Origin of the sequence: Micromonospora sp. NPDC053740 (assembly GCF_040677775.1) — a bacterium.
Lineage (GTDB): Bacteria > Actinomycetota > Actinomycetes > Mycobacteriales > Micromonosporaceae > Micromonospora > Micromonospora alfalfae.
In genome coordinates, this window is sequence record NZ_JBFASO010000001.1 from 101,752 (window position 1) to 125,507 (window position 23,756).

A 23,756-nucleotide genomic window follows, 5' to 3' on the forward strand; every position below is an offset into this window, starting at 1 on the left:
TGTGGGGACTCCGAACTGCTGGTCGGGTGGCCCGGGCGGAGCGCGCGGCAACGCGTTCCGCCCGGGCCGGCGGCGTCAGCTCAGGCCGCTCGCCCACGGGTAGGTCTTGAGGTACGGGTCCGGTGCGACCGGCTTGCCGGAGTTCCACACCTCGGTGATCAGACCGTCCGCGCCGATCTTGCCGATCCGGGCGGTCTTGGCGATGTGCTGGGTCTTGCCGTCGACGGTGACCAGACCCTCCGGCGCGTCGAAGGTGATCCCGTCCGAGGCGGAGCGAACCTTCTCCACGTCGAAGGCGCCGGCCTTCTCGACCATCGCCTTCCACAGGTGCACGCCGACGTACGCGGCCTCCATCGGATCGCTTGTCGGCTTGTCCGCGCCGTACTTCGCCTTGTACGCGGCCACGAACTTCGAGTTCGCCGCGCCCGGGGTGGTCTGGTAGTAGTTCCAGGCCGTCAGCTGGCCCTCCAGGTACTGGGTGCCGATGCCCTTCACCTCTTCCTCGGCGATCGACACCGACACCACCGGCATCGCGGCGGCGCTCAGACCCGCGGACTTGTACTCCTTGAAGAAGGCCACGTTGCTGTCACCGTTGAGTGTGTTGAACACCGCGTCCGCGCCGGACGATTTGACCTTGTTGACGATGGTGCCGAACTCGGTGGAGCCGAGCGGCGCGTAATCCTCACCCAGCACCGTCATCCCGTTCGCGGTCGCGTACGCCTTGATGATTTTGTTTGCGGTTCGCGGGAAGACGTAGTCGCTACCGACCAGATAGACCGACTTGACGCCTTGCGACTTGAGGTAGTCCAGCCCGGGAACGATCTGCTGGTTGGTCGTCGCTCCGGTGTAGAAGATGTAGGGCGACTGCTCAAGCCCCTCGTACTGCACCGGGTAGAACAGCAACGCCTTGTTCTTCTCGAACACCGGCTTGACCGCCTTGCGGCTGGCCGACGTCCAGCAGCCGAAGACGGCGGCAACGCGGTCCTCGGAGATGAGCTTCTCGGCCTTCTCGGCGAAGGTGGGCCAGTCCGAGGCGCCGTCCTCACCGACCGGCTGGATCTTCTTGCCGAGGACACCGCCGGCCGCGTTGATCTCATCGACGGCGAGCATGATGGAGTCGCGGACGGTGACCTCGCTGATCGCCATGGTCCCGGAGAGCGAGTTGAGCAGGCCCACCTTGACGGTGTCACCGGAGACGTCGGCGGTGACGCCGGTCGCGCCGCCCTCGTCGGTGGTCTTGCTGCCGCACGCGGTCATCGCGGCCGCGGCGACCAGGGTCATGGCACCCGCCAGGATGCGGCGGCCCCGGAATAATGACATCTACTCTCCCTGCGGTGCACTCAAGTGGCGAAAGGACGGTCGGTGCGGTCCGATGGAGCTGACGTGGGCGATGCCAGGGTCGACGGGTGGACGCCGCGCAGGGCACCGGATCGGATATGGGCAGGGAAAGCGTTGACCGGCATGATTGCGCGGGTGTTTCCCAGTCCTTAATTGACTGTTTCCGAGGGACCGTCGAGGCGCGCACGAAAAACGGCCGACACCGTTGGGGAGGAAGCGGTGTCGGCCGTTCGGAAAAACGCAGGATAAGTGCCACCACAATGGTCGACGGACGAATCCGTCAACGGTGGGCGCGCAATGGTGAGATCTGACCCCATGGCAGATACTTCACGCAGGAAGCATCTTAGGACGGGATCGGGTGGCGCTGTCAAGGGTCGGCTGGGCCGACTGCCGTGCTGAGTTCAGAGCTGGGCGAGCACTGTGAAGTCGAGCCCGTCGGCCTCGGCGAGGTAGATGCGCTGCCGGACGTGCCGCTGGCGCAGCCGCAACCGCCCACGGGGCCCGTGGTAGGCAACCGTGTCGGCGGCCGTCTCGATGGCCCGTACATCGAGGGTGCGGGCCTGGCCGATCAGCGCGGCAAGCAGCATGACGCCCTCGTAGCAGGACTCGCCCAGGCTTCCCAGCGGCGGCGCCTCCACCCCGAAACGCCGCGCGAACTCGCCGTGGAAGTCGAGATTCTCCTGTGTGACCAGCCCGGCGAAGAAACCCGCCGTGCTGTACAGCCTCCGGGTCGCGCCGGCGCCGCTGGCCAACAGCATGTTCTCGTCCATCAGGGTGCTCAACCGCAGGCAGCGCTGGTCCAGGCCGGATCGGGCGAACGCGCGGTTGAACCGGACCGCGTCGGCACCGACCAGCAGCATCAACACCGCGTCCGCGTCACTGTGCTCGATGCGGCGCAGCACCTCGGTGAAGTCGTGCGCGTCCAACGGCAGGAAGTGCCTGCCCACCACCTGCCCACCGGCGCGCAGCGCGTACCGCTGGGCCGCGCGCGACGTCCGGCGCGGCCACACGTAGTCGTTGCCCACCACGAACCAGCGGCGCACGCCCTGCTCCGCGGCGAGCAGCCGCATCGCGGGCCACAGTTGGGCATCCGGCGTCTCGCTGGTCAGGAAGACACCTTCGGTGCGTTCGCCGCCCTCGTAGAGTGCGGTGTAGACGTAGGGCACCCGGTGCGCGACGCGGGGCGCCAACGCCTGGCGCACCGAGGAGATGTGCCACCCCGTCACCCCCTGCACGGCCCCCACCGACACCAACGCCTCGACCTCGGCGGCCACCTCGGCCGGCGGTGCGCCACCGTCGACCGGCACCAGCCGGACCTCCCGACCCAGCACGCCACCGCACCGATTGATCTCCTCGACCGCGAGTTGCGCGCAGAGTTCACAGGTGGGGCCGAACATGCCGGCCGGCCCGCGCATCGGGTAGACCAGCGCGATGCTGACCACGGCACTGTCGACGGTCAGCCACGGCGGTGCCGGCGCGGACATGACCACATGATTGCCCGGCCCACGACGGAAGACCAGCGCTCACCACTGGCCGGGACGACTCGCTACCATGACAGGGCCACCGGCCCAGGGAGTTTCATGTCAGACGTGCCCGGGACGCCAGCCGACCTGCTGCGCTCGCTCACCCGCGCCGAACGGCTGCTCTCCCGCCGACTGGGCGCTGTTCTGGCCGACGACGCGATCAGCATCGAGGCGTGGCGGGTGCTCTGCCTGCTCGCCGACGGCCAGGGTCACCCGATGAGCGAGGTGTCCGTCGAGGCGTCACTGCCGCCGGGCACCCTCACCAAGCTGGTCGACCAGCTCGTCGACCGCAACCTCGTCTTCCGCCGGGTCGATCCGATCGACCGCCGACGGATCCGGGCGTACCTGACAGTTCGCGGCCGCCGCGAGCACGCCCGCCTGGACGAACGAGTCCGAGCCAGCATCGCCGAACTGGGCGTCCGGCAGGCCGCTGACCTGATCGGCCACCTCGACGACCTAGTCGGCCGCCTCGACCCGACCCGTCAGCGGGAGCACGCCGACGCGGTCGGTCCACACCGCTGACCCCCTTCCCCGCTCCCGCCCGGCGCCGTCGCTCACCGCACCAAACTGACCTCGGAAACGGCCTCGCTGACCGAGGTCGATCCCGGCAGGACCAGCGGACGACTCGGCAGCGGGTCCCTAGACGCTGAGGTGGGCGCGCAGGGTGTGCGCGTCGGGAGCCGTGGCGGTCCACAGTGTCGCGGGGCCACCGGCCAACGGCAGCCGGGCGACACTGCCGTCGGCCATTGGCGGTTCGGCGGCCTGCGACGGATCGACCACGAGCAGCGATCCGGTGGCCGGGGCGCCGCCGAGCACCGCCGGGCCGGCCCAGCCCGGCGCGTGCGGTCCCACAGCGAGGGACTGGCGCAGCAGTGGTCGACCCGCGTAGTCGACCTGGGTGTGTACGACGGCGCCGCCGGGCGCCTCGCCGTACCGGCCGCAGATCAGCTCGTCGCGCCACAGCAGGCTCGCACCGGCGGCCAACTCGATCCGGGACTCGGCGAGGTGCGCGCAGCCGGCCGCCGCGACCAACTGTTCCGGAAGCCAGTGCAGCGTGGCGTCGGCGTGCACCACCGCCCGAACCGCCATCCGGGAGACGGCACCCGCGCGACCCGGTAGGGCGATCGACGCGGCGACGCTGTGCACCCGGACGGCCGCGCCCGGTCCAACCTCGATCTCCAGGCGCAGATCGTCGCCGGCGAGCGGTCCGGCCGCCCCGCCGACGAGGTGCACCGTGGCGACACCACCGTCGGTCGGGGTCTGGCGCAGCAGCAACGGCGTTTCGCCGTGCAGCTCGACCAGGGCCGTGCCACCCCGACCGTCGGCCCGGGCGACCAGCCGAGCGAGCGCTCGCATCAGGCCGGGCCGACCGGCACGGTCAGTGGGTGCGCTGCGGCGTGGTGGGCCAACTCGTGCCGGATCCAGTCCGCTACCGACGTGGCGGTGGGGTCTCCCACGATGGACAGGAAGAGGGTCGGGAGGTCGCCGCGCCGGGCCCGCGCGTCACGATCCATGACGGCGAGGTCGGCACCCACCATCGGCGCCAGGTCGGTCTTGTTGATCACGAGAAGGTCGGCGGCGGTGACCCCGGGCCCGCCCTTGCGGGGCACCTTGTCCCCGCCCGCCACGTCGACCACGAAGATCTGCCGGTCGACCAGCCCGCGACTGAAGGTCGCGGTCAGGTTGTCCCCACCGCTCTCCACGAGGACGAGGTCCAACGGGCCGACGGCCTCGGCCAGCTCGTCGACGGCGTCCAGGTTGGCACCGATGTCGTCACGGATCGCCGTGTGCGGGCAGCAGCCGGTCTCCACAGCGCGGATCCGGGCCGGGTCCAGCACACCGGCCCGCCGGAGGAAATCGGCGTCTTCGGTCGTGTAGATGTCGTTGGTCACCACGCCGAGCCGCAACTCGTCGGCGAAGGCACGGCAGAGCGCGGCCACCAGGGCCGTCTTGCCGGAGCCGACCGGGCCGCCGATGCCGACCCGCAGGGCCCGACCGGCACGCGCCAACGGCGGATGGGGGTCCACCCCCGGCTCCGGATGGGCGTGCGGAACGCTCTCGTCGTGGGGTGGGACGGCCGGCGGCGTGAGCGGTTCGACGGCGGGCACAGCGCTCGGCACAACGGTGTCAGGACGCAAAGAGACGCACCTCCCAGGTGGCATGGATTTCGGCATGGATGTCGGCAAGTGGGGCGGCGGCGGCCGGCAGCCGCTCCGGTGGGTCATCGGCGGCCCGCGCCGCGTCGGCGGCAGTGCCGTCGCAGGCGTCGGCCAGGCCGACAAGCAGGGCCTGGACCTGGTACGGATCGAGGCCGAGCAGACGTACACCGGCGCTGGCCGCCCCGGTCAACGTCCCGTACGCGGCGATCGTGGCGGTCTCGACGCGGGACAACCCGGCCGCAGCGCAGAGCAGCCCGAGCACCAGCGGTTGGTGCGCGCCACCTGGCGTCGCGGGCAGGTCGGCGAACGGGGCGTCCGACCAGATGGACCGGCCGGCTCGCAGCAGCGCCCGGCCCTGCCGGCGCGAGACCGCCCGCAACGCCGGGGCGGCGGTACGCGCGTCCAGCTCCGCGTCGAGCCGGGCCAGCGCCCCCGACCGAGCGGGAGACCCGACCGGCGCGTCCGATGGTCGGGCGGACCGGGCCGGGTGCGCCGAGCCGACCGTCTCGGGCATCGCCACCCGGTGTGCGGCCGCCGCGAACGCCGCGCCGACAAGACCGGCGGTGGCCAGCCGTCCGGCCAGGAACGCCTCCAACGAGGTCAGGTCGGTGACCCGGCCGGCGGCGACGGCCGCCTCCAGACCACCGGAGTGCGCGTGCGCCCCGGCCGGGAAGCGCCCGTCGGCCAACAGCAACAGCAGGCTCGGCGTCGCCATCAGAACAGGAAGTACCGCTGGGCCATCGGCAGCCGGGTCACCGGGTCCGGCTCCACCACCTGCCCGTCGATCCGCACGGTGAAGGTGTCCGGGTCCACCTCGATGCGCGGCATCGCGTTGTTCTCCGGCAGGTCGGCCTTGCCCCGCGACCGTACGTCGCTCACCGGCACCACCCGGCGACGCACGTCGAGGCGGAGTCCGGCGTCCAGGGCCGCCGGGGCCACGAAGGCCAGGCTGGTGGCGGCCGCCGCTGCGCCGTACGCCCCGAACATCGGCCTCGGCAGCATCGGCTGCGGTGTCGGGATCGAGGCGTTGGCGTCGCCCATCTGGGCGTACGCGATCATGCCGCCCTTGAGCACCAGGTGCGGCCGTACGCCGAAGAACGCCGGGTCCCACAGCACCAGGTCGGCGAGCTTGCCCGGTTCGACCGAGCCGACCTCCCGTTCCAGGCCGTTGGCCATCGCCGCGCAGATGGTGTATTTCGCCACGTACCGTCGGGCCCGGTTGTTGTCGGCGGGCCCGTCACCCGGCAGGGCGCCGACCCGGTCCTTCATCACGTGGGCGCTCTGCCAGGTCCGCATGATCACCTCGCCGACCCGGCCCATCGCCTGCGCGTCCGAGCCGATGATCGAGATCGCGCCGAGGTCGTGCAGCAGGTCCTCGGCCGCCATCGTGGACGGTCGGATCCGACTCTCGGCGAAGGCCAGGTCCTCCGGGACGGACGGATTGAGATGGTGGCAGACCATCAACATGTCCAGGTGCTCGGCCAGGGTGTTTGCGGTGTACGGCCGGGTCGGGTTGGTCGACGACGGCAGCACGTTCGGTTCGCTGGCCACTGTGATGATGTCCGGCGCGTGCCCGCCACCGGCTCCCTCGGTGTGGTACGAGTGGATCGCCCGTCCACCGATCGCCCGCAGGGTGTCGGCGACGAACCCGGCCTCGTTGAGCGTGTCGGTGTGGATCGACACCTGGACCCCGGACGCGTCCGCCACCCGCAGGCACGCGTCGATCGCCGCCGGTGTGGTGCCCCAGTCCTCGTGCAGCTTGAAACCGCCCGCGCCGGCCCGCAACTGTTCCCACAGCGCCTCACTGGAGACGGTGTTGCCCTTGCCGAGCAGCAGCACGTTGACCGGCATGGTGTCCAGTGCCTCGTGCATCCGGGCCAGGTGCCAGGCGTTCGGGGTGACAGTTGTCGCGCGGGTCCCCTCGGCCGGCCCGGTGCCACCGCCGACCATCGTGGTGATGCCACTGGCCAGCGCCTCGGTGACGATCTGCGGGCAGATGAAGTGCACATGGGTGTCGACAGCTCCGGCGGTGAGGATCCGACCGTTGCCCGCGATCACCTCGGTCGACGGGCCGATGACCAGGTCGGGGTGGACACCGGGCATGGTGTCCGGGTTGCCGGACCGGCCGAGCGCCACGATGCGCCCGTCGCGCAGCCCCACGTCGGCCTTGACCACGCCCCAGTGGTCGAGCACCACAGCGCCGGTGATGACGGTGTCCAGCGCCCCCTCGGCGCGGGTGGCACGGGACTGCCCCATCGACTCGCGGATCACCTTCCCGCCGCCGAAGACCGCCTCGTCGCCTCCCACGCAGTGGTCGGTCTCCACCTCGATCAGCAGGTTGGTGTCGGCCAGTCGGATCCGGTCACCGGTCGTCGGTCCGTACAGGTCGATGTAGCGGTCCCGCCGCACGGCGCTCACCGCGGCGACCCGTCGGCCGTGACCGCGTGCGGCGACGGGTCCAACGGTCCGGCGCACTCTGCGCGCAGGCCCGGCACGACGCGTGCGCCGCCAAGTGGCACGAGGTCGACGCTGCGGTTGATGCCCGGCTCGAACCGGACCGAGGTGCCGGCCGGAACGGCGAGCCGTTGTCCCCAGGCCGCGCCCCGGTCGAACGACAGCGCCGGATTGGCCTCGGCGAAGTGGTAATGCGAGCCGACCTGCACCGGGCGATCGGCGGTGTTGACCACGAGCACCGTGGTCACCGGACGCCCCACGTTGATCTCGACCGGGTCCGCCGCCGGCAGGATCTCCCCGGGGATCATGGGATCGGGTGGTGCACGGTCACGAGCTTGGTGCCGTCCGGGAAGGTCGCCTCCACCTGCACCTCCCTCAGCAGCTCGGGGATGCCGTCCTGGACGTCGTCGCGGCCGAGCACCGCCCGGCCGGCGGACATCAGGTCGACCACCGACCGCCCGTCGCGGGCACCTTCGAGGAGGAACGCGGTGATCACCGCGACGGCTTCGGGGTAGTTGAGGCGCAGGCCGCGTTCGCGGCGGGCGCGGGCGACATCTGCCGCGACGTGGACGAGCAGGCGGTCCTGCTCGTGCGGGCTGAGGAACACGGGGCTCTCCCGGTGGGTCGGCGTGCCCCGGCTCGCCGTCGGCTCCACACGGAGCCACCCGGGCAACAGGACCCGAGGGGACGAGCTGGGAGTCACACGACCGCCGGGTCACCGCCGACGGGGCGACCCGGGATTCCACCATCCCGGCCCGCACGACGGGCAACCGGCGGTGTCGGGTCGGATGCGGACCGCACCGCCCACCGCTGAGCAGACCGTAGAGGATCGCCACCGACCGAGGCAACAGCCATCAGGGATGGTGCCGGGTGCCGGTCCGTGTTCCGGTGCGGCGGCAGGCAGGGCATGATCGCCCGATGACGGCGACGAGGGGTACCCGCGCACTGCTCGGTGTTCTGTTTCTGGCGGCGGCCACGGTCGGTGCGTGGATCCTCTGGCTGGGCTGGGACACCCGGTACACGGTCGACGCGCAGACCGGCGCGAGCAGCGGCCCGTACGAGGCGTGGCAGGTGATCGGCTGCGTGCTGACGCTGGTGCTGCTGGCCGCGCTCGCCGGGACGCGGCTCAGTCCGTGGCTGGTGGCGCCGGTGATGACTGTGGCGTTCACGGCGGTCTGGTCGTGGCGGGCCGCCGGGACCGACGACAGCGGGCTGTGGGTGGTCGGCGGGATTCTGGTGCTGGTCGGGATGGCTGTCGGCAGCACGCTGGTGAGCCTCGCCGGGCGGCGGGTCGGCCAGCGGTTCGCCGGCCGCTCCGCCTAGAGACGTCCCGTCGCCCCCGTGGGCGCCGAAATGCTACGAAGGGGAGGTGCCTGACCCGAAAAGCTCCCCTGATGCCACGTCCCTGGAAACTCCGCGGCTGCTGTTGCGCCGCATGCGAAGCGATGATCTGGACGGGTTCGCCGCCGTCAACGCGCAGCCCGAGGTGATGCGCTACATCCATGACGGCCGCACCCTGGACCGGGCCGCGACCGCGGAGCGTCTGGCCACCTATCAGCGGCAGTGGGACGAGCACGGCTTCGGCCTGTACGCGGTGGAGGTCAGAGAGACCGGCGAGCTGGCCGGTTTCACCGGACTGGCGGTGCCGACCTTCCTGCCCGAGATCATGCCGGCCGTGGAGATCGGCTGGCGGCTCGGCCGCGCGTACTGGGGTCGGGGCCTGGCCACCGAGGCGGCCCGGGCCGTTGTCGCCCACACCCGTGCCACGCTCGACCTGCGGCGGCTGGTCAGCATCCACGTCGTCGGCAACGAGGCGTCCGCGCGGGTGATGGTCAAGCTGGGCATGTCGCTGGAACGCGAGACCGTGCAGCCGGACACCGGCCGTCAGGTCCGGGTCTACGCGATGGACCTGTGAGCGGCCGTGGCGCCGGTTGCCGCGGGTCGGTCGGTCAGCGGGCTCCGGCGGGCTGCGGCGCTGGCACGCCGGCGAACGGGACGTCGACGTGGTCGGCGGCCCCTGGTTGGCCGTCGGGGTGCCGCCACAGCCCACGGTCGCGCAGGATCGGCAGCACGCCCTCACCGAACCAGTACGCCTCCTCCAGGTGCGGGTAGCCGGAGAGGATGAACTCGTCGATGCCGAGCGCGTGGTACTCGGCGATCCGGTCGGCGACCTCGGCATGACTGCCCACCAGGGCGGTGCCGGCCCCGCCACGGACCAGCCCGACGCCCGCCCACAGGTTGGGCGCGACCTCCAGCCCGTCGCGGGAGCCACCGTGCAGGTCGAGCATCCGGCGCTGCCCCTCGGACTCGCTGCGGCGCAGGCCCTCCTGCACGGCCCGGATGTCAGCCTCGGCGACCCCGTCGAGCAGGCGCTGGGCCTGCCCCCACGCCTGTTCGGCGGTATCGCGCGCGATGACGTGCAGCCGGATGCCGAAGCGCAACTCCCGTCCGGAGCGGGCGGCCAACGCCCGAACCCGCTCCAGTTTGTCGGCGACCAGGGCTGGTGGTTCGCCCCAGGTGAGGTAGACGTCGCTGTGCCGCACCGCCACCGGGAGGGCGGCCGCGGAGGACCCACCGAAGTAGACCGGTGGCACCGGGTCGGGCAGCCGGTGCAGCCGGGCCTGTTCGACGCGTACGTGGGTGCCGTCGTGGTCGACTGTCTCGCCGCGCCAGAGCGCGCGCACCACGTGTAGAAACTCGTCGGCCCGCGCGTACCGGGCGTCCTTGTCCAGGAAGTCGCCGTAGGCCCGCTGCTCCTGCGACTCGCCGCCGGTGACGACGTTGAGCAGCAGCCGGCCCCGGGACAACCGCTGGAAGGTGGAGGCCATCTGGGCAGCGAGGGTGGGGGCCAGCAGCCCGGGTCGGAAGGCGACCAGGAACTTGAGTCGCTCGGTCACCTCGGTGAGCATCGCGGTGCTGAGCCAGGCGTCCTCGCACCAGGCGCCGGTGGGGGTGAGCGCGCCGACGAAGCCGAGTTGCTCGGCGCTGCGCGCGATCTGTCCGAGGTACGCCACGCTGGCGGGGCGTGCGCCTCCGGCGGCGCCGGTCGGTACACCGTGTCCGCCGCCGACGATGTCCCGGCTGTCGCCGTTGGTGGGCAGGAACCAGTGGAAGGTGAGGGTCATCGCGGCTCTTTCCGTCGGCGGGGCGGTCGGCGCACGCGGTGACGCGGGCACCTCCTGAGGGGTGGGACGATCCCGCCGACAGCCTACCCATAAAACCTATCGGGTTAGTAGGCTACTTCAGGCGCCGACACCGGTCGATGCGTCGCCACCCCGCCCTGCCCGACCCGAGGAGCCGCCATGCCCACCCCGTCGACGAGCCACCCCCCGCATCGCCGCCTGCTGACGGCCGCGCTCACCACCGTGGCGGTGCTCGCCACGGTCGCGGTCAGCGGGTGCGGCGGGTCCGCCGATGCTGACGCCGCGCCGGGCAAGCTCCGGATCGGCTACCAGCGCTTCGGCGGGCTGAGCCTGGTCAAGGCGCGCGACGCCGCACCGGATGTGCAGTGGTCGTTGTTCGAGAGCGGTCCGGCGCTCACCGAAGCGCTCAAGGCCGGCTCGATCGACATCGGACAGGTCGGCGAGGCGCCGCCCGTCTTCGCCGCCGCCGGAAAGATCCCGTTCTCCATCATCGGCACCTCGGCGCCGATCCCGCAGGGCGAGGCCGTGCTGGTCAAGGCCGATCGGGGCTACCGCAGCTTCGCCGACCTCAAGGGCAGGACGGTGGCCCTGAACAAGGGGTCCAACGTGCACTGGCTGCTGGTCCGGCTGCTGGAGGCGAACCACATGACCCTGAAGGACATCCAGGTCAAGTACCTCAAGCCCGCCGAGGGGCGGCCCGCGTTCGACGGCGGCCAGATCGACGCCTGGGTGATCTGGGACCCGTACTTCGCGCTGGCCGAGCAGCCGGGGGTCCAGGTGCTCGCCGACGCGACGGGCCTGGCCAGCAACCGTGAGTACGTCCTGGCCGCGCCCCGGGCGGTCGACAAGCGCTCGGACGAGATCCGGGCGTTCCTCCAGCGCTACCGCGAGGTGACCGACTGGGGCATCGCCCACCCCGAGGAGCGAGCCAGCACCCTCGCACCGGAGCTGAAGATCCCGCAGGACGTCACCAGCCGCGCGCTGGCCCGCAGCGCCAGGCCCCTCGCCCCGGTCACCCCGGCCATCGGCGACGAACTTCAGGCGATCACCGACAGCTTCATCGCCCTGGAACTCATCCCGGGGCCGGTCGACCTTCGATCCCGGGTCGACGGTCGGTTCAACGAGGTGTTCCAGTGAGTCGTACCAGCCTCGTCGAGGCGCCCGACGAGGTCACGGCGCGGTGCCGGTCGTACCCCGTCATCAGCGGCCGGCCCGGCGCTGGCGGCGGGTGGTGAGCCCGGTGGCGCTGGTCCTGGGCTGGGAGTTGGCCGCGCGGACCGGGCTGCTGGCGGCCGAGAAGCTGCCCGCGCCCAGCGACGTCCTGGCCACCGGCTTGCGGCTCAGCCGGGACGGAACACTCGGCATCCACCTGCTGGACTCCCTCACCCGCGCCGGGGCGGGCCTGCTGATCGGAGGTCTCCTGGCCCTGGCCCTGGGCACCGTGGCCGGGCTGCTGCGGCTCGGTGACGACCTGGTCGACCCGCCGGTGCAGATGGCCCGGATGCTGCCGCACCTCGGGCTGGTGCCGCTGCTGATCATCTGGGTCGGCATCGGCGAATCACTGAAGATCAGCCTGGTGGCGCTGGGCGCGTTCTTCCCCATCTACTTCAACACCTACGCCGGCATCCGGGACATCGACGAACGGCTGGTGGAGGCGGCCCGTACCTGTGGTCTGGGCCAGGCCGCCCGGCTGCGCCACGTGGTGCTGCCCGGCGCGCTGCCGTCGCTCTTCCTCGGCCTGCGGCTGGCGATCGGCGCGGCCTGGCTCAGCCTGGTCGTCGGCGAGCAGGTCAACGCCCAGACCGGGATCGGCTTTCTGATGATGGAGGCGCGGGAGTTCAGCCAGACCGACGTGGTGGTGCTCGGCCTGCTCGTCTACGCCCTTCTCGGGCTGATATCCGACAGTGCGTTGCGCGTACTGGAGAGGAGGATGTTGACATGGCGTCGCGGACTGCGGGCCACCTGACCGGCGCGGAGCCGGTGCTGACCGCGCACGCGGTGCGCCGGGCGTTCGGGCCGACGGTCGTGCTGGCCGGGGTCGACCTGAGCATCGCCCGGGGTGAGGTGGTGGCCCTGCTGGGCGGCAGTGGTTCCGGCAAGAGCACGCTCCTGCGGATTCTCGCCGGGTTGGACGGCGAGGCCAGCGGGACGAGCGTCGTACACGGCACCGCCGCCGTGGTCTTCCAGGAACACCGGTTGCTGCCGTGGAAACGGGTGGCGGACAACGTGGGGCTCGGGCTGTCCGGCGTGGACGGCCCGGGGCGGATCCGGCGGGCGCTGGCCGAGGTCGGTCTCGCCGAGCGGCACCGCGCCTGGCCGGCCGAGTTGTCCGGCGGGCAGGCGCAGCGGGTGGCAGTGGCGCGGGCTCTGGTCCGCGAACCGGACCTGCTGCTGCTCGACGAGCCGTTCGGCGCGCTGGACGCGCTGACCCGACTGCGGATGCAGATCCTGCTGCGCCGGCTGCGCGCCGAGCACGGCTTCGCCGCCCTGCTGGTCACCCACGACGTGGAGGAGGCGCTGCTGCTCGCCGACCGGATCCTGCTCCTCGACGACTGCCGCATCGCCGCGGAGCTACCCGTCGACCTCGGCCCCATCCGCACCCCGGACGACCCGGCCTTCGGCGCGCTGCGCCGCCACCTGCTCGACCGACTTGGCGTCCCCACCACCTGACGAGCGGAGCTGTGATGACCCGCTGGACTCCCGATCCCACGTTCTACCCCTCGCCCCGCGAGGCGGTGACCGCACCGGCGGAGAAGCTCGCCTACGTGGCGGCCTTCGACCGGACGGCCAGCCGTCCGGACGCCATCGTGGTGCTGGACACCGACCCCGACTCGGCCGACTACGGCCGGGTCGTCGGCTGGACCGACCTGCCGTACGTCGGTGACGAGCTGCACCACTTCGGCTGGAACGCGTGCAGCAGCGCGCTCTGCCCGACCGCCCCGCACCCGCACGTCGAGCGGCGCTACCTGATCGTGCCCGGCCTGCGGTCGTCACGCATCCACGTGCTCGACACTCAGCCTGATCCGCGCCAGCCGCAGATCGTCAAGGTGATCGGGGCGGAGGAGCTGGCGAAGCGGGCCGGCTACTCGCGGCCGCACACTGTGCACTGTGGCCCGGACGGCATCTATCTCTCCGCTCTGGGCGGCGCGGACGGCGAGGAGGGTCCCGGTGGCATCGCCATCCTCGATCACACCACGTTCGAGGTACGCGGGGCGTGGGAGGCCGACCGGGGTCCGCAGTTCCTGGCGTACGACGTGTGGTGGCACCTGACCCAGGACGTGCTGGTCACCAGCGAGTGGGGCACCCCGTCGATGATCGAGGACGGCATCATCGGCGAGTTGCTGCTGGGCCGTCGCTACGGGCACGCCATCCACTTCTGGGACCTGGCGAAACGCCGGCACGTGCAACGGGTCGATCTCGGTGACCAGTATCAGATGCCGCTGGAGCTGCGGCCGGCGCACGACCCGACGAAGTCGTACGGGTTCGTCGGGGTGGTGATCAGCGTCGAGGACCTGTCCGCCTCGATCTGGTTGTGGCATCGCGACGGGGACGCCTGGGCGGTCACCAAGGTGATCGACATCCCGGCCGAGCCGGCCGATCCGGCGAAGCTGCCCGACCTGCTCAAGCCGTTCGGGGCGGTGCCGCCACTGGTGACCGACATCGACCTGTCGGTGGACGACCGGTTCCTCTACGTCTCCTGCTGGGGCACCGGTGAGCTGCGCCAGTACGACGTCAGCGACCCCCTGCACCCGGTGCAGACGGGCTCGGTGCACCTCGGCGGGATCGTCCGCCGGACCGCGCACCCGTCCGCGCCGGACGAGGCGTTGGCCGGTGGCCCGCAGATGGTGGAGGTGAGCCGCGACGGCCGGCGGGTCTACGTCAGCAACTCGCTCTACGGCGCGTGGGACGACCAGTTCTACCCCGACGGGGTGGGCGCCTGGCTGGCGAAGCTCGACGTCGACGTGGACGCCGGTGGGCTGACCCCGGATGAGCGGTTCTTCCCGCACGGGGAGGAGTTCCGCGGCCTGCGGGTGCACCAGACCCGGTTGCAGGGCGGCGACGCGTCCTCAGACTCGTACTGCTTTCCATGACCGTCACCACACTGGCGACGCTCGCCGCGCTCGGCGCGTTCCATGGTCTGAACCCGGCGATGGGGTGGCTGTTCGCGGTGGCCCGGGGTCTCCAGGAGCGCAACCGGCTGGCGCTGCTGCGCGCCCTGCCGCCGATCGCGGCTGGGCATCTCGCTTCGGTGGCCATCGTCGCCGCGTTGGTCGCCGCCACCCGGTCGGTGACGGCGAGCACCGCTCTCGCGGTGGTCGGCGGTGTGCTGCTGGTCGCCTTCGGGCTGTGGCGGCTGCTCTCCGAGCGGCACTTCCGCTGGGCGGGGATGCGGCTGTCCGCGGCGCAGCTCGCCGGCTGGTCGTTCCTGATGTCGTCGGCGCACGGCGCCGGGCTAATGCTGTTGCCGGTGCTGGTGGCCGAGCCGGTGTCCGGGGGTCACTCCGGGCACCTGGCCGCCGCGCCGGTGGGTGCGCTGTCCGGCATCGCGGCGGCCGGGGTGCACACGGTGGCCATGCTCGGCGTTGCCCTGGTCGTCGCGTTGCTGGTCTATCAGGTGTTCGGGGTCGGTGTGCTGCGTCGGGCCTGGTTCAACGTGGACCGGCTGTGGGCCGGGGTGCTGGTGGCCGCGGGGTTGGTGACGCTGATCCGGGCGTGACCATCCATCGTGGAAACGTGTGATGTGTGATCTCATGTCCTGGTGATCACCCCGACTCCCCTCATGCGTCTGGTGGCCGGTGTGTGGGGGTTCAAGACCCTCGCGGTCGGCGTTGAACTCGGCCTGTTCACCCGGTTGGCCGGCGGGCGGACGATGACCGTCGAGCAGGCCGCCGCCGAGTTCGGGTTGCCCGACCGGCCCGCGGACCTGCTGCTGGCCGCCTGTGCGTCGCTCGGCCTGTTGGAGAAGGCCGGCGACGGTTACCGCAACTCGGAGTTGGCCGAGCAGTTCCTGGTCGAGGGTCGCCCGTACTACTTCGGGGCGCAGGTTCGCTACTCGGACCTGCGCACCTACCTGCCCTGGCACCGCATCGGCGAGGCCCTGCGCACGGATCGGCCGTTGACCTGGGATCCGGAGTCCCAACAGTCGATGTTCGACACCGAGGACCCGCAGATGCTGGCGCAGTTCTGGGACGCGATGTTCTCCACGTCCAGCTTCACCGCCAGCGCGTTGGCCGACGCCTACGACTTCTCCGCGCACCGCCGGCTGCTCGACGTGGGCGGCGGGGCGGGCGCGTTCCCGATCGAGTTCTGCCGCCGTCTGCCCGAGCTGCGGGCGACCGTCCTGGATCTGCCGCATGTCTGCGTCCGAGCCCGGGAGCGGATCGCTGAGGCCGGCCTGACCGGGCGGATCGACGCCGTGGCCGGTGATTTCCTCGCCGACCCGGCGCTACCGGACGGGCACGACGTCATCCTGCTCAGCATGATCCTGCACGACTGGGACGAGCCGACGAACCGGGCGTTACTGGCCCGGTGCCACGCGGCGTTGCCACCCGGCGGGGCGATCGTCGTCTGTGAACTGCTGCTCAACGACGAGCGCACCGGGCCGCCCGAGGCGGCCCTGATGGGGATGAACATGCTTGTCGAGACCGAGGGCGGGCGGAACTACTCGGGCGCCGAGTACGCGGCCTGGCTCACCGACGCCGGCTTCGTCGACGTGCGTACCGTGCCGTTCGACGCGCCCGGCGCCAACGGCGCTGTGGTGGCCCGCCGGGCCTGACCGACGACGACACCCGGCCCCGGTGCGAACCGTGGGCCGGGTGCCGCGGCGCCTCACGGCGCTGGCGTCCGATCGGCTACCGGTACGGGTCAGGCGCGAGCCTTCGCCGGCTGCTTCATGAAGTCCATGATCGCCTTGTTGACCTCGTCGGCGTGGGTCCACGGAATGCCGTGCGGCGCGCCCTTGAGCGTGACGAGCGTGCCGGTCGGCATCATCGGCCCGAGGCGCTGACCGGTCACCGGGTAGGGCAGCACCCGGTCCTGGTCACCCTGCACGATCAACACCGGAATGTTGATCTTCGGCAGGTCCTGGCGGAAGTCCTCCTGCCAGGCGTCCACGCTGTCGTGGGTGGCCTTACCGGAGGCCATCGCGCCGATCTGCCAGTGCGCCCGGTACGCCTCCTCGCTGACCCGCTTGCCCATGTTCTGGTCCGGGTTGAAGAACGCGTCACAGAAGGACGTCAGGTAGGCGAAGCGGTCCTTGATGATGGCGTCCTGGAAACCCTTGAACAGGCTCCGGTCGACGCCCTCCGGGTTGTCGCTCGCCTTGGCCAGCATCGGTTGCAACGGGCTGAGCAGCACGGCCCGGCTGACCCGCTGCGAGCCGTAGTTACCGAGGTAGCGGACCACCTCACCGGTGCCCATCGAGTGACCGATCAGGGTCACCTCGTTCAGGTCCAACTCGGTCATCAACACGTCAAGGTCCGCCGCGAACGTGTTGTAGTCGTACCCGAACGCCGGCTGGGCGGAGTTGCCGTTACCGCGCCGGTCGTAGGTGATCGTCCGGTATCCGGCGTTGAGCAGCGCGGTGGTCTCCTTCTCCCAGGTCGCGCCGTTGAACGGGAAGCCGTGGATCAGCACCACCGGCTTACCGGAACCGTGGTCCTCGTAGTACAGGTCGATGGGCGCGGAGTTTTCCGTCCCCACGGTGATGAAAGGCATGTTTTACTCCTGCTCCGGTCTCGGGCTGTCGGACGCCCCGCGCTTTCCCGTCGGGTCGCCGGATATGCGGGCCGTCGGATCGGCCCGAACGGCAGGCGCAGAGGTTCCGCGACCACCCTCTGCCGTCCTAACCTCGGGAGGTGAACCTTCCGCCCCGGCTACGGGCCGTCAGCGACCTGCACGTCGGGCACCCGCAGAACCGCGCGTTCGTGCAGGACCTGCACCCGGACAACGCCGGGGACTGGCTGCTCGTCGCCGGTGACGTCGCCGACCGGTTCGCCGACATCGAGTGGGCGCTCGGGCTGCTGAGCAGTCGGTTCGCGCGGGTCATCTGGGCGCCGGGCAACCACGAGCTGTGGACGCCACCGCGCGACCCGGTCACGGTGCGCGGTGCGGAGCGTTACCGCGAGCTGGTGCGGATGTGCCGACGGTTGGGGGTGGTCACTCCGGAGGATCCGTACCCGGTGTGGGACGGCGACGGCGGCCCGGCGACCATCGCCCCGCTCTTCGTGCTCTACGACTACACGTTCCGGGTGCCGCAGGCACGCACCCAGCAGGAGTCGCTGGCCCTGGCGTACGAGGCCGGGGTGGTGTGCACCGACGAGGCGCTGCTGCACCCCGACCCGTACCCGAGCCGGGAGGCATGGTGCGCGGCCCGGGTCACCGAGACCGAAGGCCGGCTGGCCGAACGCGACCCGGCGCTGCCGACGGTGCTGGTCAACCACTACCCGCTGGTGCGCGAACCCACCGACGTCCTGCGGTACCCGCTGTTCGCCCAGTGGTGCGGCACCGTCCGCACCAGCGACTGGCACCTGCGCTTCGGCGCGGCCACAGTGGTGTACGGGCACCTGCACATCCCCCGCACCACGTTCCACGACGGGGTCCGGTTCGAGGAGGTCTCCCTCGGCTACCCCCGCGAGTGGCAGCCCCGCGCGCCGGTGCCCGATCCGGTACGCACGATCAACCCGGCCGACGACGTACGCAGGCGCTCGTCCGTCAGCGGGTGACGACGTCAGGCTTTCCGCAGCGGCCGGAACGCGGCCCGCACCTCGGCGGAGAAGAGTTCCGGCTCCTCCCACGCCGCGAAGTGCCCGCCGCGGTCAGCCTCGTTGAAGTACGCGATGCCGGGGTAGACCGCCTCGGCCCAGCTACGTGGAGCGGGCCAAATCTCGCCGGGGAACGTGGTGAAGCCGACCGGCACCGTGACCGGCGGCGGGGCCTGACCGGCCGCCTGGGCCGCCGCTTGAAACCGCCCCTGCTCCCAGTACCACCGGGCGGACGAGGCACCGGTACCCGTCAACCAGTACAGCGTGATGTTGTCGAGGATGCTCTCGCGGGTGAGGCCGCCGCTCGGCTCGCCGTCGAGGAACGCCCGGGAGATCTTGTAGTAGCTGTCCGTGTCGTGGTCGAGCATCCAGGCCGCCAACCCGACAGGTGAGTCCAGCAGCGAATAGCCGATCGTCTGCGGCCGGGTGGACTGCTCCAGGAAGTAGCCGAAGCCGTCCTTGGCGAACAGGTTGAGCGCGTCCAGCGCGGCGCGTTCCTGCTCGGTTTTCGCCGGCAACTTGTCCTTGATGCCTACCGCCCCGGCGAGCAGGTTCACGTGGATGCCGAGCAGCCCCTGGGGACCTTGGCGTCCCATGGCGTCCGTGACGGCGGCGCCGACATCCCCGCCCTGTGCGACGTAGCGCTGGTACCCGAGGCGGTCCATGAGTTTCGCCCACGCCTGCGCCATCCGCGCGGAATTCCAGCCAGGCTCGGTTGGCTCTCCGGAGAAGCCGTAGCCCGGCAACGACGGCAGCACCAGGTGGAACGCGTCCTCGGGCGTGCCGCCGTGCGCCGTCGGGTCGGTCAGCGGGCCGACGGCTCCGAGCAGCTCGACGACCGAGCCCGGCCAGCCGTGCGTCATGATCAGCGGCATGGCGTTCTCATGCTGCGACCGCACGTGGATGAAGTGAATGTCGACGCCGTCGATGGTCGTCGTGTACTGCGGCAACGAATTCAGCTTCGTCTCGCACGGACGCCAGTCGTAATCGGACATCCAGTACCGGGCCAACTCCTGGATCGTCGCCAACTGCACCCCCTGCGAGCGATCGGTGACCAACTCGCGAGTGGGCCAGCGGGTAGCCGCGATCCGGCGACGCAGGTCGGCGATCGTGTCCTCCGGTATGTCCAGCCGGAAGGGACGAATCTCGTTGTCGTTGGGCATCTTCCCCACCTCGCCACGTCGAGTCGGACAGTGCCGATGCACCGATGGAGTCGGCACTCGCCCAGTCTCACAGCGGGCCGGCACCACCCGGACCGAAACGCGAATCGCCGACGCGCCTCCACGTCGCACCCATGAGATGATCAACCGGTGAGCCAACCGGACGAACTCGACGACAACTGGCTTAACGGCGAGGAAATCACCTGTCCGGAGTGCCACGAACGCCTCTACCGCCTCGACCACTCGCCGATGCTGGACTGCCATTTCCTCTACTGCGAGAGCTGCCCGATGCGGGTAGATGTCGGTTACTACGACAGGACGTTCAGGAGCATCGCCGACGCGCTCCCTTTCGAGGACAGGACCTACGCCACGCTGATGGCGGCACTTGAGGCACGGCTACGGCGATGCGACTGCGGCGGGCGGTTCCGGGACTCCGCGCCTCGACGCTGCCACCGGTGCTCCACCGTCCTGACTGCCATCAGCGCGCCCTCCGGTGTCGACGTCTGGCCAGGCTGGTGGACAGACGAGACGGACACCGGCCCCCTGGAAGAGACGTTCACCGCCAGGTACTTCCGCACCGAGGACCTCTGGGAGCACTGACGCTGCCGGTACGCACCATTCGCCCGGCCGACGACCTGCGCCGACGCTCGTCTGTCAATGGGTAAGCCCGACCACCGTGGCCAGTCGCGCCACGCCGGCCGGCGCGGGCTGCGCGCGGGCGACATCGGCGATGAGGGTACGCGCCAACGGCCGGCACCGAACCTCAGCCGGCGCGATGCTGTCCGCGTCGACAAGCGCGCGAGCAGCCCCGCGCAGGTCACCCACCTGGAGGTACGCCCGAGCGGCGTCGACCAGGTACGCGCCCCGATACTCGGCCGGCAACCGCCGCCACCCCTCCCGCCGCACCACAATCGGGTGCCTTCGCAGCGCCTCGGCGGCGTCACCTCGTTGCGCCGCCACCAGAACACGGGCCAACTCGACAGCGATCGGCCCGAAGTTGGTGCGGTGCGGATCGTCGTACCCCCTCAGGCTGGCGGCGATCCCCGCGGCCCGCTCGGTCAGCTCGTCGGCTTGGCGGTGCTCGCCGCAACCGGCGGCGGCCAGGGCCGCCTGAAGCAGCAACGTCCCACCCACCGCCCACTCCCGGCTGTCGCCCTGAACCCGGTGATCGCCCCGACCCCGGTGATCAAGAGGTTTGAGGCAATTTTGATCTCCAAAGGTCCCACAAACCTCTTGATCACCATCGTGGGATGAGGGTGGAAGGAGGCGATTGGCGGCGGGGAGCAGTGCGGCCAGGGCCAGGTGGTCTCGGTCTTGCGCGCGGAGCGCTTGGCCTACCGAGATGGCTGCTGTTGCCGCCAGGATCGGGTCGTCGCCGGCAGCGGACATCGCCCGGTCGGCGGCCAGCCACCCGAGGTCGGCCTCGTCGAGCTTCACCAACAACGACGAGGTGATCCGGTACGTCTGCACCAGCAACTCCGGTGACCGCACGGCCTGAGCGGCGTCGAGCAGACCCGGAAGGACTCGCACCAACTGGCCGTAGTGCGCGTGCTGGTAGCTCAGCCAGGCGTACCCGACCTGCCTCCTCAGCTCGTCCGTATGCTGCGCGGCTTGCGGGGTGCCGTAGCGGGCGAGCGCGGCCCGGATGTCGTCCACCCCGTCCGGTATGCCCGCCGAGGTGCTGGGCTGCTGGCCGAGCAGCACCTCCGGGTCGACCCGCAGCACGTGGGCCAACTCCTGGATCACCGAGTACCGGTCCAGGGCGCGAACTCCCCGCTCCACCTTGTCCACCCAGCTCTTCGACCTGCGCAGCCGGTCGGCCAGCATCTGCTGCGTCATCGACCGCCGCACCCGCCACCGTGCCACCCGGCGACCGATCGGGACGTCATCGTTGGTCACGCCGCCACCGCCGGTCCGGGACCGCACGGGTCGTGTCCTCCACGGGTACGCGCTCCGCCTCGGCCTGCGCCAAGAGACGCTGTTTGGCAGCCTCCCGCTCGACCGCGTCGCACTCCTCGCCCCTGCTCGTCGGCTCGTCGCCGTGCATTCCCACCACCTCCGTCAGTCGGCGCGCGACGCTAGGACATCGCCGGCGCCTAGGGCTCCTGCAATCACCGAAGCCGGTTGCCGATCGACGGACCAGATGGCAAGCAATGCGTGCGATTGCGCTGGTCAGGACGTGGGTTGCGCGGGGTTGCGCAGGTCCCCATAGGACCGCATCAACCCATAGGCTCGTCACTAGTTGTAGTTGGCTGATACCTGGAGGCGGAACCATGGCGCGACCGGTGACGAACGCAGCATTCGAAGGGCTGCTGCTTGCCGCCGGCTACGGCAACGCCCACGCCGCCTTCGCTCGGCAGCTCAACCACGCCGGGCGCAACGAGGGCGCTTGGCGCTACGACGCTGCCAGCGTCTACTGGTGGTTGCGGGGTCGCCGGCCAGGCGAGCACGTCCAGACGGCCATGGCCGAGACCCTGACCCGCAAGCTCGGTCGGTTCGTCGCCGCCACGGAGCTGGGCTTCGGTGCGGCCGACAGCGTCGGAACGTGCGTCTACCCCGCGTCCGTCGACGGCGCGATCGATACCGCCGAGCAGATCTGGACGAGGCTCGCCAAGCACCTCAGCTCACAGGTCAGCGGGCCGTTCGACAGCGGCAAAGCCCTACAGACGGCACTCGGTTGGCGGTATGACCCGAGCGACGTGACAGTCAGCAGGAGCGGCCGACAGCAAGTCACCTCCACCGACGTCCAGTCGCTGTACGCGCTGGCGGACCACTTCACCGACCTCGACCGACGCCACGGCAGCGGCTCTCCGTGCACCCGTTCCCTCATGGCCGACTTCCTCGTACGCCAGGTCGCACCCATGCTGCACGGCACCTACACCGAAGCCGTTGGGCGTCACCTCATGCGCGCAGCCGCGACATTGTGCGGACAACTCGCCTTCATGTCATATGACGCGGGCGACCATGCCACTGCCCAACAACACGTGACCGTCGCATTGCGGCTCGCCAAGGCCGCCGATGACCGCCTGTACGGCGCACACCTGCTGGCCAACCTCGCTACCCAGGCCGTGCACCTGGGCCAATCTCGGGACGCGGCCCGGCTAGCCGAAGCGGCCATCGACGGGGCAGGGCGTGCGCCGGCCGCCGTACTCGCTCGGCTGAACGCCACCGCCGCCACCGCGTACGCGCAGTCAGGCGAGCGACGAGGCTGCCAGCTCGCGCTCGCCAGAGCCGAGCGTGCTCTCGACCGCGCAGGCGCAGTCCCCGGTCCACGATGGGTCACCTACTTCAGCCCGGCCCACCTCGCCGGAGCCGCACTGAGGTGCTTGGGCGACCTACAGCTGTATTCGCAGGCCCTTGACCACGCGACCGACGCTCTCACCCTCGCCAGCGAGAACACCCGGACGCGTGCCCTGCACACCGCTCTCGTCGCCGTGACTCATGCCCGCGCTGGGGACACCGACGCCGCCTGCAACTGGGGTCGGAAGTTGGCACAGCACGCCTCGGGCATCCATTCGGCACGTGTGCAACAGCGCGTCCGCGAACTGGCGGCAACACTCAGCCCTCAGCAGGCGTCGTCCCAGGTCAGCGAAGTTCTGCACAGCCTCGCGACCATGCCGGCAGCCGCGTAGCGCGGGAGCCACACCTGGACCCGTCCGCTAGCGTCACGAAGGTGACCTGGACGGAGCCTGCCACGTGGTACGCCAACCTGGCTTCCTTCTACGCCGCCGCTGCGGCCTTCATCACCGACCCGGCCGGCAACGTGCTGCTCGTCAAGCCCACGTACCGCGACCACTGGGCCTTCCCCGGCGGCTACGTCGACGAGGGCGAATACCCACATGACGCCTGCGCCCGTGAGATCCGAGAGGAGTTGGGGATCGCCGCGGTGGTGGGCGACCTGCTCGTAGTGGACTGGGCACCGCCCGCCGCGCAGCGGCCGCGCGCAATTGTCAGCTTTACCTTCGACTGCGGGTCTATAGCCAACCTCGATGGTCTCGTCCTGCCAGGACAGGAGTTGGAGGACGCCGCCTTCTTCTCGCCCCGAGAGGCCGAGCAGCGCCTTCCCGACAACGTCGCCACCCGAGTGCGTGCGGCGATGAGCGCTCACGACCTACACGCTGCGCTGTACCTTGCTGGCGGCTCGGTCCTCCCACCGCCATCCGGTGATGGAGCAGAACACGAAGCAGAGCGTCGGTCGCGGACTGCGTGAACAAAT

26 protein-coding genes are annotated in these 23,756 nt (G+C 70.8%); 13 read left to right on the top strand and 13 right to left on the bottom strand.

Features of this window, described 5'->3' with window-relative positions:
• Positions 1–75: 75 nt before the first annotated feature.
• Positions 76–1,320, bottom strand: a complete 1,245-nt coding sequence (gene urtA / locus AB0K35_RS00465) for an urea ABC transporter substrate-binding protein (protein ID WP_238669113.1) — start codon at positions 1,318–1,320, stop codon at positions 76–78.
• Between the two features lie 419 nt (positions 1,321–1,739).
• A complete protein-coding gene (locus AB0K35_RS00470) occupies positions 1,740–2,822 on the bottom strand; it encodes a substrate-binding domain-containing protein (protein WP_238669112.1) in 1,083 nt (360 codons plus the stop codon).
• A 96-nt stretch (positions 2,823–2,918) separates the two neighbouring features.
• Between AB0K35_RS00470 and AB0K35_RS00475 the strand changes: the two genes are divergently transcribed.
• The gene (locus tag AB0K35_RS00475) at positions 2,919–3,383 is read left to right on the top strand and encodes a MarR family transcriptional regulator (RefSeq protein WP_363882481.1); all 465 of its coding nucleotides are present in this window, start codon (positions 2,919–2,921) and stop codon (positions 3,381–3,383) included.
• Positions 3,384–3,500: 117 nt separating this feature from the next.
• On the opposite strand, the gene AB0K35_RS00480 is transcribed toward AB0K35_RS00475, so the two are convergent.
• From AB0K35_RS00480 to AB0K35_RS00505, 6 genes are all read right to left on the bottom strand, one after another.
• A complete protein-coding gene (locus AB0K35_RS00480; RefSeq protein WP_238669110.1) occupies positions 3,501–4,217 on the bottom strand; it encodes an urease accessory protein UreD in 717 nt (238 codons plus the stop codon).
• Entirely contained in the window at positions 4,217–4,888 is a 672-nt protein-coding gene (gene ureG, locus AB0K35_RS00485; protein WP_363883750.1) for an urease accessory protein UreG, read from the bottom strand. Before ureG ends, AB0K35_RS00480 begins: the two co-directional genes overlap by 1 nt.
• A 100-nt stretch (positions 4,889–4,988) precedes the next feature.
• Complete coding sequence (locus AB0K35_RS00490; RefSeq protein ID WP_238669108.1) at positions 4,989–5,735, bottom strand: urease accessory UreF family protein; 747 nt, start codon at positions 5,733–5,735, stop codon at positions 4,989–4,991.
• Positions 5,735–7,438: an urease subunit alpha gene (locus AB0K35_RS00495; RefSeq protein ID WP_363882485.1), complete on the bottom strand. Its 1,704-nt coding sequence runs from the start codon at positions 7,436–7,438 to the stop codon at positions 5,735–5,737. Before AB0K35_RS00495 ends, AB0K35_RS00490 begins: the two co-directional genes overlap by 1 nt.
• Positions 7,435–7,782: an urease subunit beta gene (locus tag AB0K35_RS00500; protein ID WP_112672927.1), complete on the bottom strand. Its 348-nt coding sequence runs from the start codon at positions 7,780–7,782 to the stop codon at positions 7,435–7,437. The genes AB0K35_RS00495 and AB0K35_RS00500 overlap by 4 nt, the downstream gene beginning before the upstream one ends.
• Positions 7,779–8,081 carry an urease subunit gamma gene (locus AB0K35_RS00505; protein WP_030335444.1) on the bottom strand — a complete coding sequence of 101 codons (303 nt, stop codon included), beginning with the start codon at positions 8,079–8,081 and terminating at the stop codon, positions 7,779–7,781. Before AB0K35_RS00505 ends, AB0K35_RS00500 begins: the two co-directional genes overlap by 4 nt.
• A 311-nt stretch (positions 8,082–8,392) precedes the next feature.
• Here AB0K35_RS00505 and AB0K35_RS00510 point away from each other — a divergent pair, with 311 nt between their 5' ends.
• Positions 8,393–8,797, top strand: coding sequence for a hypothetical protein (locus AB0K35_RS00510; RefSeq protein WP_363882489.1), 405 nt, complete (start codon positions 8,393–8,395; stop codon positions 8,795–8,797).
• A gap of 46 nt (positions 8,798–8,843) precedes the next feature.
• Entirely contained in the window at positions 8,844–9,389 is a 546-nt protein-coding gene (locus tag AB0K35_RS00515) for a GNAT family N-acetyltransferase (RefSeq protein WP_308193474.1), read from the top strand.
• A gap of 34 nt (positions 9,390–9,423) precedes the next feature.
• Here AB0K35_RS00515 and AB0K35_RS00520 read toward each other — a convergent pair whose 3' ends face one another.
• Positions 9,424–10,599: an LLM class flavin-dependent oxidoreductase gene (locus AB0K35_RS00520; RefSeq protein WP_363882492.1), complete on the bottom strand. Its 1,176-nt coding sequence runs from the start codon at positions 10,597–10,599 to the stop codon at positions 9,424–9,426.
• A 177-nt stretch (positions 10,600–10,776) separates the two neighbouring features.
• Between AB0K35_RS00520 and AB0K35_RS00525 the strand changes: the two genes are divergently transcribed.
• The 6 genes from AB0K35_RS00525 to AB0K35_RS00550 all read left to right on the top strand — a co-directional run bounded on the left by AB0K35_RS00525 (position 10,777) and on the right by AB0K35_RS00550 (position 16,393).
• A complete protein-coding gene (locus tag AB0K35_RS00525; RefSeq protein WP_363882495.1) occupies positions 10,777–11,754 on the top strand; it encodes an aliphatic sulfonate ABC transporter substrate-binding protein in 978 nt (325 codons plus the stop codon).
• 103 nt (positions 11,755–11,857) lie between these two features.
• The gene (locus AB0K35_RS00530; RefSeq protein ID WP_363882498.1) at positions 11,858–12,583 is read left to right on the top strand and encodes an ABC transporter permease subunit; all 726 of its coding nucleotides are present in this window, start codon (positions 11,858–11,860) and stop codon (positions 12,581–12,583) included.
• Entirely contained in the window at positions 12,556–13,287 is a 732-nt protein-coding gene (locus AB0K35_RS00535) for an ABC transporter ATP-binding protein (RefSeq protein ID WP_363882501.1), read from the top strand. Before AB0K35_RS00530 ends, AB0K35_RS00535 begins: the two co-directional genes overlap by 28 nt.
• A 14-nt stretch (positions 13,288–13,301) precedes the next feature.
• Complete coding sequence (locus tag AB0K35_RS00540; protein ID WP_238669098.1) at positions 13,302–14,708, top strand: selenium-binding family protein; 1,407 nt, start codon at positions 13,302–13,304, stop codon at positions 14,706–14,708.
• On the top strand, positions 14,705–15,334 hold the full coding sequence (locus tag AB0K35_RS00545; RefSeq protein ID WP_238669097.1) for a hypothetical protein: 630 nt from the start codon (positions 14,705–14,707) through the stop codon (positions 15,332–15,334). Before AB0K35_RS00540 ends, AB0K35_RS00545 begins: the two co-directional genes overlap by 4 nt.
• 42 nt (positions 15,335–15,376) lie before the next feature.
• Positions 15,377–16,393: an acetylserotonin O-methyltransferase gene (locus AB0K35_RS00550; protein ID WP_238669096.1), complete on the top strand. Its 1,017-nt coding sequence runs from the start codon at positions 15,377–15,379 to the stop codon at positions 16,391–16,393.
• 89 nt (positions 16,394–16,482) lie between these two features.
• Here the strand turns inward: AB0K35_RS00550 and AB0K35_RS00555 are convergent, their stop codons facing one another.
• Positions 16,483–17,334 carry an alpha/beta hydrolase gene (locus AB0K35_RS00555; protein ID WP_363882504.1) on the bottom strand — a complete coding sequence of 284 codons (852 nt, stop codon included), beginning with the start codon at positions 17,332–17,334 and terminating at the stop codon, positions 16,483–16,485.
• A gap of 140 nt (positions 17,335–17,474) precedes the next feature.
• Between AB0K35_RS00555 and AB0K35_RS00560 the strand changes: the two genes are divergently transcribed.
• Complete coding sequence (locus AB0K35_RS00560) at positions 17,475–18,341, top strand: metallophosphoesterase (protein WP_238669093.1); 867 nt, start codon at positions 17,475–17,477, stop codon at positions 18,339–18,341.
• Positions 18,342–18,346: 5 nt separating this feature from the next.
• Here AB0K35_RS00560 and AB0K35_RS00565 read toward each other — a convergent pair whose 3' ends face one another.
• Complete coding sequence (locus AB0K35_RS00565) at positions 18,347–19,543, bottom strand: epoxide hydrolase family protein (RefSeq protein ID WP_363882507.1); 1,197 nt, start codon at positions 19,541–19,543, stop codon at positions 18,347–18,349.
• A gap of 147 nt (positions 19,544–19,690) precedes the next feature.
• On the opposite strand from AB0K35_RS00565, the gene AB0K35_RS00570 reads away from it, so the two are divergent.
• The gene (locus AB0K35_RS00570; RefSeq protein ID WP_363882510.1) at positions 19,691–20,140 is read left to right on the top strand and encodes a hypothetical protein; all 450 of its coding nucleotides are present in this window, start codon (positions 19,691–19,693) and stop codon (positions 20,138–20,140) included.
• Between the two features lie 54 nt (positions 20,141–20,194).
• On the opposite strand, the gene AB0K35_RS00575 is transcribed toward AB0K35_RS00570, so the two are convergent.
• Together AB0K35_RS00575 and AB0K35_RS00580 are read right to left on the bottom strand one after the other, a co-directional pair.
• Positions 20,195–21,439, bottom strand: a complete 1,245-nt coding sequence (locus AB0K35_RS00575) for a helix-turn-helix transcriptional regulator (protein WP_363882513.1) — start codon at positions 21,437–21,439, stop codon at positions 20,195–20,197.
• Positions 21,426–21,587, bottom strand: a complete 162-nt coding sequence (locus AB0K35_RS00580; RefSeq protein ID WP_363882515.1) for a hypothetical protein — start codon at positions 21,585–21,587, stop codon at positions 21,426–21,428. Before AB0K35_RS00580 ends, AB0K35_RS00575 begins: the two co-directional genes overlap by 14 nt.
• Positions 21,588–21,825: 238 nt before the next feature.
• Between AB0K35_RS00580 and AB0K35_RS00585 the strand changes: the two genes are divergently transcribed.
• Both AB0K35_RS00585 and AB0K35_RS00590 read left to right on the top strand, forming a co-directional pair.
• A complete protein-coding gene (locus tag AB0K35_RS00585; RefSeq protein WP_363882518.1) occupies positions 21,826–23,172 on the top strand; it encodes a hypothetical protein in 1,347 nt (448 codons plus the stop codon).
• Positions 23,173–23,213: 41 nt separating this feature from the next.
• The gene (locus AB0K35_RS00590; protein WP_363882521.1) at positions 23,214–23,750 is read left to right on the top strand and encodes an NUDIX hydrolase; all 537 of its coding nucleotides are present in this window, start codon (positions 23,214–23,216) and stop codon (positions 23,748–23,750) included.
• The last annotated feature ends 6 nt before the right edge of the window (positions 23,751–23,756 follow it).

Bases quoted from the DNA above. Each gene is read 5' to 3' on its own strand.
- AB0K35_RS00540 (WP_238669098.1), top strand. From the start codon at position 13,302: ATGACCCGCTGGACTCCCGATCCCACGTTCTACCCCTCGCCCCGCGAG.
- AB0K35_RS00545 (WP_238669097.1), top strand. From the start codon at position 14,705: ATGACCGTCACCACACTGGCGACGCTCGCCGCGCTCGGCGCGTTCCAT.
- AB0K35_RS00525 (WP_363882495.1), top strand. From the start codon at position 10,777: ATGCCCACCCCGTCGACGAGCCACCCCCCGCATCGCCGCCTGCTGACG.
- urtA (WP_238669113.1), bottom strand. From the start codon at position 1,320: ATGTCATTATTCCGGGGCCGCCGCATCCTGGCGGGTGCCATGACCCTG.
- AB0K35_RS00520 (WP_363882492.1), bottom strand. From the start codon at position 10,599: ATGACCCTCACCTTCCACTGGTTCCTGCCCACCAACGGCGACAGCCGG.
- AB0K35_RS00555 (WP_363882504.1), bottom strand. From the start codon at position 17,334: ATGCCTTTCATCACCGTGGGGACGGAAAACTCCGCGCCCATCGACCTG.
- AB0K35_RS00470 (WP_238669112.1), bottom strand. From the start codon at position 2,822: ATGTCCGCGCCGGCACCGCCGTGGCTGACCGTCGACAGTGCCGTGGTC.
- AB0K35_RS00535 (WP_363882501.1), top strand. From the start codon at position 12,556: ATGGCGTCGCGGACTGCGGGCCACCTGACCGGCGCGGAGCCGGTGCTG.
- AB0K35_RS00580 (WP_363882515.1), bottom strand. From the start codon at position 21,587: ATGCACGGCGACGAGCCGACGAGCAGGGGCGAGGAGTGCGACGCGGTC.
- AB0K35_RS00490 (WP_238669108.1), bottom strand. From the start codon at position 5,735: ATGGCGACGCCGAGCCTGCTGTTGCTGTTGGCCGACGGGCGCTTCCCG.
- AB0K35_RS00480 (WP_238669110.1), bottom strand. From the start codon at position 4,217: ATGCGAGCGCTCGCTCGGCTGGTCGCCCGGGCCGACGGTCGGGGTGGC.
- AB0K35_RS00500 (WP_112672927.1), bottom strand. From the start codon at position 7,782: ATGATCCCCGGGGAGATCCTGCCGGCGGCGGACCCGGTCGAGATCAAC.
- AB0K35_RS00510 (WP_363882489.1), top strand. From the start codon at position 8,393: ATGACGGCGACGAGGGGTACCCGCGCACTGCTCGGTGTTCTGTTTCTG.
- AB0K35_RS00475 (WP_363882481.1), top strand. From the start codon at position 2,919: ATGTCAGACGTGCCCGGGACGCCAGCCGACCTGCTGCGCTCGCTCACC.
- AB0K35_RS00565 (WP_363882507.1), bottom strand. From the start codon at position 19,543: ATGCCCAACGACAACGAGATTCGTCCCTTCCGGCTGGACATACCGGAG.